This window comes from Chitinophagaceae bacterium, from assembly GCA_016713085.1.
In the GTDB taxonomy this organism is placed as follows: domain Bacteria; phylum Bacteroidota; class Bacteroidia; order Chitinophagales; family Chitinophagaceae; genus Lacibacter.
On sequence record JADJPV010000002.1, the window covers coordinates 1,558,445 to 1,571,238 of the forward strand.

At 39.8% G+C, this 12,794-nt stretch carries 6 protein-coding genes and 2 pseudogenes; 4 read left to right on the forward strand and 4 right to left on the reverse strand.

Annotated features, from left to right (window positions below):
* Positions 1-48: 48 nt before the first annotated feature.
* The 4 genes from IPK31_19720 to IPK31_19735 all read right to left on the reverse strand — a co-directional run bounded on the left by IPK31_19720 (position 49) and on the right by IPK31_19735 (position 7,344).
* Positions 49-1,599, reverse strand: a complete 1,551-nt coding sequence (locus IPK31_19720) for an endo-1,4-beta-xylanase (GenBank protein MBK8089961.1) — start codon at positions 1,597-1,599, stop codon at positions 49-51.
* Positions 1,600-1,774: 175 nt separating this feature from the next.
* Positions 1,775-3,772, reverse strand: a complete 1,998-nt coding sequence (locus tag IPK31_19725; GenBank protein ID MBK8089962.1) for a RagB/SusD family nutrient uptake outer membrane protein — start codon at positions 3,770-3,772, stop codon at positions 1,775-1,777.
* An 11-nt stretch (positions 3,773-3,783) separates the two neighbouring features.
* Positions 3,784-6,912 (reverse strand): TonB-dependent receptor, encoded by a 3,129-nt coding sequence (locus IPK31_19730; protein MBK8089963.1) that lies wholly within the window; start codon positions 6,910-6,912, stop codon positions 3,784-3,786.
* Between the two features lie 78 nt (positions 6,913-6,990).
* The gene (locus IPK31_19735) at positions 6,991-7,344 is read right to left on the reverse strand and encodes a hypothetical protein (GenBank protein MBK8089964.1); all 354 of its coding nucleotides are present in this window, start codon (positions 7,342-7,344) and stop codon (positions 6,991-6,993) included.
* 347 nt (positions 7,345-7,691) lie between these two features.
* Here IPK31_19735 and IPK31_19740 point away from each other — a divergent pair.
* From IPK31_19740 to IPK31_19755, 4 genes and pseudogenes are all read left to right on the forward strand, one after another.
* Positions 7,692-8,728: pseudogene (locus IPK31_19740) on the forward strand (LacI family DNA-binding transcriptional regulator).
* A 33-nt stretch (positions 8,729-8,761) separates the two neighbouring features.
* Positions 8,762-9,790, forward strand: coding sequence for a LacI family DNA-binding transcriptional regulator (locus IPK31_19745; protein ID MBK8089965.1), 1,029 nt, complete (start codon positions 8,762-8,764; stop codon positions 9,788-9,790).
* Between the two features lie 25 nt (positions 9,791-9,815).
* A pseudogene (locus IPK31_19750) lies at positions 9,816-11,968 on the forward strand (alpha-glucuronidase).
* Between the two features lie 75 nt (positions 11,969-12,043).
* Positions 12,044-12,790 (forward strand): glucose 1-dehydrogenase, encoded by a 747-nt coding sequence (locus tag IPK31_19755; protein ID MBK8089966.1) that lies wholly within the window; start codon positions 12,044-12,046, stop codon positions 12,788-12,790.
* Positions 12,791-12,794: the final 4 nt, after the last annotated feature.

Consider the following 12,794-nt stretch of genomic DNA (forward strand, 5'->3'; position numbering starts at 1 on the left):
ACCTTTATTTACACCAGCTTATAACTACTTTATTTGTAAATCAAGTCATTACTTTAATCCATCCCTGAATTGAGTATAAGCCGGCTTTTTATTATAGCCTGCATCAAACAAACAGGGAAAATCAAGCTGTCCCATGCTGGTAACTATCCAACTGTCTGCATCTGTAACATTCCATACAGTAATACCATAGCGTTGAGCGGCTGGCACATTATTCTTATAGGATTGAGCTACGTATTTATATTTCTGTGCCTGCTGATCAAGTAATGCCGGAGTGGCCGTAAAAGGAGTGGCATTACCGGGATTAATTCTGATATCCAGTTCCGATACATGCACTTTTAATCCTGTGGCAGCCAGTTGAGCAAACATATTGTCAATACTTGCATTCGGTGTATTTATGCTGATATGCATTTGCGTAGCAATACCGTGCACAGGCACAGAAGCAGCCTTCAGCTGGTTCACCAGCGTTATCATACCACTCAATTTTGACGGACTTGATTCAAGATTATAGTCATTGATAAATAATACAGCATCGGGATCTGCCGCATGAGCATAATTAAATGCATCTGCAATATATGATGAGCCCAGAACCGCATACCAATAGAAAATATCGTTAGCACTGGTTCCTGTACGGTAATTACCAGCCTCGTCAATAACTTCGTTCACCACATCCCATGCCTTTACTTTTCCTTTATATCGTGTAACAAGTGTGGTAATCCAGTCCTGCATAGCATTTTTTACCAGCGTAGGATTGAGTACACTACCAGCCTGCATTACAGATAAATTATCTATATAAAAATCGCCTGCAGTGGGAAAATGAAATTTTATTGACACAGCATTTTCAGTTGGCGTAAATGGAAAAGAATACTCAGTCCAGCTTGTCGTTAATGTTTGATTTTGCTGGGCATAAAAAGATGAGCCCTGCACCACTACCCGAAACGACTGGCTTGCAGATGCCGCTTTTGCCCAAAATTTTAATGTGTAGGCAGCATTACCTGTAACATTTATATTGTCTGAATATAACTGAATGCTCCAGGGATCCGGGCCGGGCGTGTTTACTAAAACTCTTGCAGCTTTTGTTCCATTTTGGGCACCACTGCTGATAATTGAAATATTTCCCGAAGTAGGTGCTGTGGATGATACCTGTGCGGACCAGTTAGTGAAATCATTCTCAAAATCCGGGTTAGCTGAAAGATTAGGACCGCTTGCAGCAGTTAATGATCGTAAATAGTTTCCATTATTGTTCTGATGCCAAACCAATGTATGCCCGTATATTTCAAGACCTGCGGCCTGGGCGATATTTACCAAATCATCCGTATTGGTAAAATTATAAGTTCCATTATTCTGCACATTAGCTCCGTGCTTCATCTGGTATTCAAACGTAACACGGTCAAATTGATTTTTTACCAATGATGCATAGGTAGAATTATTTTTCATCAGGCTGTAGTTGATGGCTATGCCCGTTGTAAAAGATGCAGTTCCTTTTATAGTAGCAGTATCAGCAGGTGGCGGGGTCGGAGGTGTTGGATTCGTTGAACGGCTTTTTTTACAGGATATGGCACTTATCAGTACTGCAAAAAAGATTAAACAGTTATATTTCATGGTTCCCAGCATAAAAAATAATACAATAGTCGTGAAGTTTATTACCTAAGTTCCTTTGGATAGTAAAGAATAAACAGCAGTTTTTTTCTTACAGTGAATTTAAAAACCGGGAATAGATGAAACCTTATTCCCGGTTTTTATTTTAGATCTGTATACTTAGCATTTCTTTATTTTCTTAATAGCCTGGGTTTTGATACGCCGCCTTTTCTTCTGGAGTCATATTCATCCCGTCAAGCTGACCCTGTGGAATTGGTTTGAGGTAATGAAAAGGCTGAATAGTTCGTGTATATGTTGTTGGCGTATGATTTCCATAAGCTGCGCTGCCAATCTGGTATGAACCGGCAAGTTCGTTCCACTTCTGAGTACGAACCAGGTCAAACCAACGGTGGGCTTCACCAAAATATTCACGTGAACGTTCGGCCAAAATATAATTAATGTCTATAACTGCAGGTGTGGCAGCTGTCAAAACCGCACTATTATCTACAACAAATGCTGCATTATTTTTATTAGAAAATTTCCACTTGCCCGCACGTGCACGGAGCACATTAACAAGTTCACGGGCAGATTTACCAGCTACAGTTACGGCACCTTTTACTGCCGCTTCAGCAGCTATAAGATACAGCTCGGAGAATTTGGCAATTTTGAATGGACGGGTGCTGGTAGCATTTGGCTGTCCCAGCCCGGTACCATTATCAGTACGATATACTCCCAATTTCCATAAACCCGGAAATACTATCCTGCTTATACCAAGAGGATTGATTACAAAATCTGCTCTGCCGGGTAATCTGCCAGCTCCAACGTTATTAGAACTTTTGCCGGGGAAATTTGCTCCGGAAGGATAAACAATATTGGGTGTCTCTGATTCATCTTCCAGAAAACTCAATACAGGTTGACCCGGAGTAATCGCCAGATCATTAGCATTATAAAGTGTTGCATTAGTAGTTCCTCCTTTAGGCCAGTTACCTCTGTAAACTGTAGTGAAAGTACCATCGTAACGGGAATCAAGTGTTTTATCGGTAAATGTGTTTGTAAAAACTCCTACAGGTGGAGCCATACGGGTATATGGACGACCTAAAGACTGAACTGCTTCCCTTTGCACTGAACTGATAGCAGTTCCAGTTCCGTCAGGGTTTGCAGCACTTCTAATCACTGTATAGTTCCAGTTTACCATCCAAAAAGCTCCATTCCTGCCATTTCCTGATTCACTGTCAAAACAACTTAAGCAGGCTCCGTTATAGGTTTCGTTTTCCTGAGTATGATCTGCATACAACAGCATTTCTTTGTTGCGGTCGTTACCTCCTACATGCAGGTCATAAAAGGTATTCTCCAAGCCAAAATTAACAGCACCGGAATAAACACCAGGGTTGTCAATAGCGGCTGTAGCTACGTCATACGCTTTTTGAAAATACCATGCCGCATCATGTCCATCAGGGTCAGTTCTTGCTGATGCTGGATAAGTAGGAATGTTGTTCGGATTTTGCAACCACCATGCGTAAGTTAAGTATGCTTTGGCCAGGTAAAGACGTGCAACTGTTTTAGTAGCACCGCCAGTTATTCTTGGAGTTGAAGGCAGATCGGTTACTGCCTGCAGCAAATCAGGGAATATTCCTTTAGTATACACTTGCGGCACTGTGTTACGTACAGATGTTCTTGAAGCACTTGTATTGAATTTTAACTCCCCGGCTCCTAAATCTAATGGCACGCCGCCAAATGTTTGTACCAACTGAAAATAATCAAATGCACGGAAAAATCTTGCTTCAGCAATTAGTGAAACCGGGATGGTACCTACTGCTGCAGCATTTTCAATAATCCCGCTGGCAGTATTAATATTAGAAAAAGCGGTTCCCCATAATGCATCAGAACGGCTGCTGGTAGGTGTCAGATTTCCCACACCGCTCAGATCCGCATCTTTAAAGTTACCATCAGCACTTGCGGCCCAGGTATATTCGTCGGTTCCTGTTTCTAAACTGTTATAGTAATAAGGCTGGCCATATAAAAGACGCAGATGACCATACATGGATGTGATACCGCCCTGAACGCCTTTTTCGGTTTTGAAAAATTCGGGAGTATAAGTACTGCGGGGCTGTTCTTCCAGAATTTTCTTACACCCTGAAGAAGACAACAGCATTAAAACCGCCGTTACAATAAATATTTTTATTTGTATATGTTTCATATTCTTATGTTTTAAAATGTCAAATTAACTCCAACAATATAGTTACGGGTTGAAGGGGTGTTAAACCCTACAGTAAGAATGCGTCTCAGACTTTGATTGAGATTTACTGCCGCATTTTCATTTCCAAAGGAGTTGGTTTCAGGATCCAGACCCGATTCCTTATGGAATGGAGATAACATGACAAATGGGTTTTGAGCGGTAACATACATCCTCAATTTAATAGCTGAGTTTTTTATCAGGTTTCTGCTGAAATCGTACCCAAGTGTAATGGTGCGAATTTTCAGGAAGGAGCCATCAAAATAACTTAGCGTGCTTCCGTATTTGGGATTATCACTGCTAACAAGGTCAACTGATCTTGGAGGTCTTGGGTACTTCGCATCGGTATTTGTTGGTGTCCAGTAATCAACATTTATATTATTTCTGCGTCCACTCAACAGATTAAGATACCCGTTTGAACCATGAATAGTACTAAAGAGAATGCCGCCATGTCTGTAAAAACCAACAATACCCAAGTCAAAACCTTTATAAGATACACGGGTATTGAAGCCTCCCTGAAAATCGGGATCCACATCCATAATTTGCCTGTCGGCTGGCCCGATTGCTCTTGTTGGTGTTCCATCAGGATTGTAGGTGCCGGTATAAAGCACTTTTATCATACCTACTTTTCCACCCGGTTCAAGAATATTTAAATGGGTTGCAGCACTATCTTCTGCCGTGCTGTAAAGTCCTATCTTTTTATAATCAAAAATGGAATTGATATTATGACCAACAAACCACCAGTTACCTTCATCCCTGGTTTGGCCAGAAGCAAGTGATACTAACTTATTTTTGTTAGTATAGAAGTTAACCCCTGCTTCCCATGTCCAGCCATTTACATTGTTTATAATTGTACCATTTAAACTAAGTTCAAACCCTTTGTTTTCAGTTGCCCCGATGTTTGAAGCAATACTGCTAACACCAGATGTAAGAGGCAGACTAAGATTCAAAAGAATGTCCTCAGTCTTAGTTACATAGTACTCTACAGTACCGGACAAACGGTTTTTGAGTATAGAAAAGTCAAGACCGAAATTCAGAGTCTTAGAGAATTCCCATCCTAAATTTGGATTAGGTAGCTGCGTAACATAGTAACCGGTTGCATAGTTTGTAGGGCCAAAGTTGTAAGGCCTGGTGCTCAACAACCCCAATGTAGCATAAGGATTAATAGACTGATTGGAAGTTTGTCCAAACCCTGCACGCAGTTTCAGATTGTTTATGAAATCAAAATTCTTCATAAACGATTCGTTGGCAATATTCCATCCCACAGATATGGCAGGATAGGTATGCCATTGATGTCCCGGAGCCAGCCTTGATGATGCATCAGAACGTACTGTAGCAGAGATCATATAACGGTTGTCGTAAGAATACATAATACGACCCATTGCAGATTGTAGACCCCATAACTGGTAATCCTGGTTGGCAGGATTGATCGTTAACTGTCCTGCAGCCTGACCAAGATTATAAAATGAAAATGCATCAGCAGGTATATCCTGAGCTGACATATTTGACCTGTTGTATTTATTCTGCTCGGCAGAGTAAAGAGCCACAGCATTTATCGTGTGTTTTCCGCCAAAAGTCTGATCGTAGCTGAGAATATTTTCAACTGTCCAGTGATATGTGTATCTGTTATCAACAGAAGCAGATGATACCGTATTAGGATTGAGCCCGTCGCCCACTCCCGCTCCTGTATAAGCTCCATTATTGGATTGTATGTAATCAAGGCCAAGGTTTACTCTGTATTTTAATCCTTTGATAAATGGAGCTTTCACTTCACCATAAACCGCATTGTAAGATGCAAAACCACGTGATTCATTCAGCCATTGGCTGTTATCTTTTAAATTTTCAACAACGTCTTTTGTAAATATATACTGGTTGTCAAGAATCATCCGTATGGATCTTTTCATAGTACCATCTGCATTATACGGAGTAGAAATAGGCGACATGCTTAATGAGCTGTATAAGCCCACCTGGTTTCCCTGGCTTTCGTTATAGTTGGTATTTGAGGTAAATCCAAAGCGGAAATTTTTTCCAACCAACTGATCAACTGAACCCCTTATTGAATAGCGTTTGTATTGCTGTGTGGGGATTACACCCTGGTTAATATAATAGCCGCCTCCAAAGTTGTAACTGCCTGTTTCGGAACCGCCTGAAAGGCTGATGTTATGATCTGAAACTATACCGGTTCTGTAAAATAAATCCTGCCAATCGGTATTGATATCGTTTGCTTCATCCTGCCCATTAGAATATTGGCCTGCTGCTGTACGGAGTGCAACAAATTGCGGACCATTCATCATGGGGTATTTAGCAAAAACGTTTTGGGCTCCTACATAACCACTGTAATTTATCTGTGGCTTTCTATTCCTGTTTCCTTTATCTGTTGTAATAAGAATAACACCATTAGAACCACGTGAACCGTAAATGGCAGTAGACGAAGCGTCTTTAAGAATCTCAATGCTCTTAACATCATTTGGATTGATATCGGCAATAGACCCCATAAAAGGTATACCATCAAGTACAATCAACGGATTATTGTCTGCACTCAGTGAACGGATACCTCTAATACGAATTTGCATAGTAGCACCCGGCCTGGTTGATGTTTGTGACATTTCCACACCGGCTATGCGTCCCTGTAAGGCTTGAGAAATATTAGGTGAAGGTACTTCACGCATTTTATCGCCATTGATAGAAGCAACTGAACCCGTAACAGCTTCTTTCCGTTGTGTACCATAACCTACAACGATAACTTCGCCCAGTAATTTTTCTGCTGACTCAAGACGAATAGATAAATTAATATCATTCCCAATTTTCACTTCTTTTTCTACATATCCGATTGCAGAAATAACCAGCGTATTTCCTTTTACTGCAGAAATAGAAAAATTACCGTTGTTATCGGTTGTAGTTCCTTTGCTGGTTCCTTTTAGTGAAATGGAAGCCCCTGCTAAAGGAGTACCCGCTTCACCGGTTACTTTACCTTTAATTGTAAGGTCTTGTGCAAAAATTGTTTGCGTAAAAAACAGAAACTGTAATAGCAGTGCTGCACTAAGTGCAACTGCATTTACCATCATTCGCCTGAAAAATGGTAAAGTGAACTTTTTGTTTGGCATAGTCAATTCAGGTTTTTAATTTTTAAACTTGTATATAATCAGGGTAAGTGTTCATAGCATAACAATCAGCAAAAACGATCAGGTAAACGTTTTGCTTTTAATATTTGTAAATCTGTTTCTATTAATATGTATACTGTTTGCAGGTTCCCTGTAAGAAAAGAAGTACTCATCGTCTGTACACCTGGCATCAGATTTCAAATCACGGCTACAGATATTTATTTCACTGCGAAATCCACGTATATATACAGAATGATTAAGCACAGCAGTTAACAAGCCGGCATATTCTTTTGCAGGGTATGCTTCGGGAGAAGATAAATGATAAGGCCGTTGCGTCTGTTTGACAAAACCAGCGGAGAATAAAAAAGACAACTCTCTTTTATTCTCTTCTTCATGTAAAAGATGTGAGGGAAGTTTGGCAATTACCTTTCTCATATAACAGCAATTCGTTTTAGTATCAATCTTTCAAAAATTCTTCTAAATTCAATGCAATCGGTTGCATTTTCTGATCAAAAAAATAGCATTCAGGTTACTGTATTACAGTTTCAAAAATGCTTTCTCTATTTCCGTTTCCTTTCTCTTTTTTTGCACCAACACCGAAATCATATTGGCGCAACCCTTATTCTGCAAGGATCACAGCGAACTTGTTCACTGTTTACCCCGGCAGCAAATTCGATTTCCTGAGCTAAAGTAGGATATTTTTTTAAAATTGCAACCGATTGCATTATTTTTAAAAAAAATTCTACCTTAGTCAGACAAAGGGGTTTTACATTACGCTGCAATTGCAAAAAGAAATAACGATATACGACCTTGCCAGGGAGCTTAATCTTTCACCTGCCACCATCAGCCGTGGCTTGAAAGACAATAAAAATATTAATAAGGCCACGGTTAAACGGATTCAGGAAAAAGCAGATGAACTTGGATACCGGCATAATAATTTTGCCAGCAGCCTGAGAAATAAACGCACCAATACTCTTGGCGTAATTGTACCCCGGCTTAACAGTAATTTTATGTCATCTGTTCTGGCTGGTATGGAAGATGCATCGAGCAGGGAAGGTTACAATCTTATCATTACACAATCATTGGAGAAGGAAGAAAAAGAAAAACCAATGCCCATATCATGTTTAACAAAAGAGTGGACGGGCTGCTGATTTCTCTTGCTTATGATACTTCCGGCATCACTCATCTTCAACCTTTCTTTGATAAAAAAATTCCGGTTGTTTTTTTTGACAGAACTTTTGAACATGCAAACAGTGTTAATATTCTGATAGATAATTATAAAGCAGCTTATACTGTTACGTCTCACCTGCTTGAGCAAGGTTGCAGGCGTATTATGCACCTTGGCGGTAATTTGCTGAGGGATGTTTATAAGGAAAGGCTGCGTGGTTATAAAACAGCACTTGCAGATTATAACATCAAATATGATGAAGAGCTTATAAGTATAAGTGTTTTAAATGAAGATGCTGGCACCGAAGCTGCAAAAGAGATCCTTAAAATGAAACCGGCAAAAAGACCAGATGCTGTCTTTTGTGCCAATGACACTGTTGCTGTTCACTGCATGATCCATTTAAAAGAGAATGGTATTAAAATACCTGCTGATATTGCCTTTGCCGGTTTTAATAATGATCCCATCAGCAAAGTAATAGAGCCCAACCTCACAACAGTAAATTATTCAGGATACCATATTGGCGAAGTAGCAGTGATGAACCTTATTAACCTGCTTACAAATCAATCCGGTTCTAAAAATACAAATACAATTATTTTAAAATCGGATATGATTGTTCGTGAATCATCTTTAAAAAAGAAAGAAGTAAAATAACCTGAATGGTTAGTTACATCTGCACGTAAGTATATGAAAGGAAAGAAAGAAATAACAATTTATGATATTGCACAGAAGCTGGATCTTTCAACAGCAACTGTAAGCAGGGCATTAAAGAATCACCCCGCCATCAGCAAAAACACACGGAAAAAAATTCAGGAAACAGCAAAAGATCTTGGGTACAGGCATAACAGTTTTGCCAGCAGTCTTCGCAATCAGAAATCACATACCATCGGCATCATCGTGCATGAACTCAATAGTAACTTTATTACTTCTGTACTGGCAGGTATAGAAAAAGTAAGTACGGAAGCCGGTTATGATTTGATTATAGCACACTCTTCCGAAAGTTCTGTAAAAGAAGCAGCGAATGCACTAAACCTTTTTCATAAACGGGTAGATGGTTTAATTGCATCGCTTTCGTTTGACACAGAATCACTGGATCATTTTCAGTCATACGTTGACAGAGGAATTCCGCTTGTTTTTTTTGACCGTGTAGATGAAAGCTCTGAAAGTCCGAAAGTGGTTATTGACAACTATAAGAGTGGCTACGAAGCAACACAGCATTTAATTGAACAGGGCTGCAAACGGATCGTTATGGTAACAGCCACCCTTAGCCGCAATGTGTATGCCCAGCGTTTCAGGGGATATAAAGATGCACTGTTTGATAATAAAATTAAGTTTGAAGAAAAAAATCTTCTTATAAAAGATCTCAGTGAAAAATGCGGAATTGAAGCGGCTCACCAGATCATAAAAATGAAGCCGATGCCTGATGGCGCTTTTATTACCAATGATTTTTCTGCAGCAGTATGTATGCAAACGCTGAAAGAACACGGAATAAATATTCCTGAAGACATTGCCATTGTTGGTTTTAACAATGATGCTATCAGTAAAATTGTTGAGCCACAGCTTACAACCATCAACTATCCGGGTATTGATATTGGCGAAATAGCTGCAAGAAACCTCATTGGGCTGATGAAGAATGACACCAGCATGATGCAGACAAATACAGTTATTGTAAAATCGGATTTGATTATCCGTAAATCATCACTCAAAAAAAAGTAAGTACTTTTTTTTAAAACAGGTTTAAATGTTCAGATTACTTGCCATCATATATTTCTTTGTTTCAGTAACACCTGTAACTCTTCATGCTGAAGATGGCTATCGTCTCTGGCTGAGGTATGAAAAAATAACGGATGCCCGTGTGCTGAGTTTGTATAAAAAAAATATCAGGTCCTTTGCAGTTGTTGGCAACTCTGCTACCATCAATGTTGCAAAAGAAGAAATCATAAAAGCAGTTAAGGGTTTAACTGGCACTTCCCTATCCCCTTCTTTTTCTGTTGCAGCTTCATCATCACTTATCATTGGTTCGGCCTCTTCATTAAAAGAAATTTCTTCCCTGATTAATAAAGAAGACCTGAAAAAAATTGAAACGGAAGGCTTCCTGATTTTCACAACAACATCACAACAAAAAAAATTATCATCACTGCAAATACAGACATTGGTGTTCTGTATGGAGTTTTTCATTTTCTGCGACTACTGCAAACACAACAATCGCTTGAACAGTTACATATTATTTCTGCTCCACGCATCAAACTTCGTTTACTGAATCACTGGGATAATTTAAACCGCACCGTTGAAAGAGGTTATGCAGGTTTCTCAATCTGGAACTGGCATACATTACCCGGTTATATTGATCAGCGATATATTGACTATGCAAGAGCCAACGCTTCCATTGGCATTAACGGTACTGTATTAACCAATGTAAATGCTAATGCAACCACGCTTACACTACCTTATCTTGAAAAGGTAAAAGCACTGGCTGATGTATTCCGTCCGTATGGAATTAAAGTTTACCTGACAGCAAGATTCAGTGCACCTATTGAAATTGGCGAATTAAAAACAGCTGACCCGTTAAATGCGGAGGTGCAGCAATGGTGGAAAACTAAAATCAATGAAATTTATTCGCTGATTCCTGACTTCGGCGGTTTCCTGGTGAAAGCTAACAGTGAAGGGCAACCTGGACCGCAGGATTATAACCGCACACATGCTGACGGGGCAAACATGCTGGCCGATGCAGTTGCTCCACATAAAGGAATTATTATGTGGCGTGCATTTGTATATAGCCATGATGTACCCGATGACCGGCACAAACAGGCATACAATGAGTTTGTTCCGCTTGATGGAACATTCAGAAGCAATGTAATGGTGCAGGTAAAAAACGGTGCGATTGATTTTATGCCGAGAGAACCATTTCATCCTCTCTTTGGCGCTATGCCTAAAACTCCTTTGATGATGGAGTTTCAGGTTACACAGGAATATTTAGGTCAGGCAACACATCTTGTTTATTTAGCTCCCTTATTCAAAGAATGTTTGGATAGCGATACCTACAGCAACGGGAAAGGAAGTACAGTTGTAAAGATTGTTGATGGCAGTATTGACAATCATGTATTAAGCGGAATGGCAGGTGTTGCAAACATTGGGAGTGATATCAACTGGACAGGTCATCCATTTGCACAGGCCAACTGGTATGCGTTAGGAAGATTGAGCTGGGATCACCGGTTAACATCTGAACAGATAGCAGATGAATGGTTACGGATGAGTTTCAGCAATAACAATTCATTTGTAGCTGATGCAAAAAAAATGATGATGTCTTCAAGGGAAATAACAGTGAGCTATATGAACCCTGTCGGTCTGCATCATATCATGGCAACAGGTCATCATTATGGGCCAGGTCCATGGGTGAATAATTTATCAAGAGCCGACTGGAATCCTGTTTATTACCACAAAGCCGATTCTGCTGGAATTGGTTTTAACCGTACAGCAACAGGCAGCAATGCAATCAGTCAATACAAACCGGAAGCTGCCGCACAATGGAATGAACTGAAAACATGTGATGAAAAATATTTACTCTGGTTTCATCATGTTCCATGGACCTATCAGATGAAAAGCAGAAGGACATTGTGGGATGAGTTATGCTATCAATATAATCATGGAGTTGACAGTGTAAGATGGATGCAGCAGTTATGGAATAAACAAAAAAACAAAGTAGATGCTGAACGTTTCAGGCAGGTTACAATGTTATTAAACGTTCAGGAAAAAGAAGCTGTATGGTGGCGTAATGCATGCCTGCTGTATTTCCAGACGTTTTCAAAAATGCCCATTCCTGCAAACTATGAACAACCCAACCAAACATTGGAATATTATAAAAGTTTACGTTTCCCGTTTGCACCGGGTAACTGATAAAGATAGAAACACTGATGACACAGATTAAAACAGGCAAAAGATTGATTTATAGAAATTTACTAATATCAAAATATGAACACAGGGAAAAAAGTAGCAATTGTAACGGGTGGAGGATCCGGTTTAGGTTTTGCCATTGCTGAAAAATTTATTGCAGGTGGAATTACAACCATCATTGCCGGAAGGGATAAAGAAAAACTGACCAAAGCGAAAGAACAGTTGGGGAACTTATGCTATGCTATTCCCTGCGATGTAAGTAACCTCTCTTCCATTCCTGCATTTGTAGAAGGAGTACTGAAACAGTTTGGGCAAATTGATATACTGGTGAACAATGCAGGCATCAATCTGAAAAAAGAATTTACAGAAGTAACGGATGAAGAGTTTCATAATATTCTCACCACAAATGTTACAGCAGTTTTTTCTATGAGCCGTGAAGTAGTGAAACATATGCTGCCAAGAGGAACAGGTAATATCATCAACATCAGTTCTATGGCCGCACAATACGGTTTACCAAAAGTGATTGCCTATACTGCAAGTAAAACAGCAATTGATGGAATGACAAGAGCAATGGCCGTTGAACTTTCACCGAAAGGAATTCGTATAAATGCAATTGCACCGGGATTTATTTATTCTGCTATGACGGAGAAGGCACTCAACAGTGATCCCGAACGCAAAGCAAAAGTATTTGGACGTACCCCCATGGGGCATATGGGACAGCCTGATGATATTGGTAATACAGCCGTTTTCCTGGTAAGTGATGCGGCAAAATATATTACAGGTGTTATACTGCCGGTTGATGGTGGTAATAGCATTGGATTCTGATTCA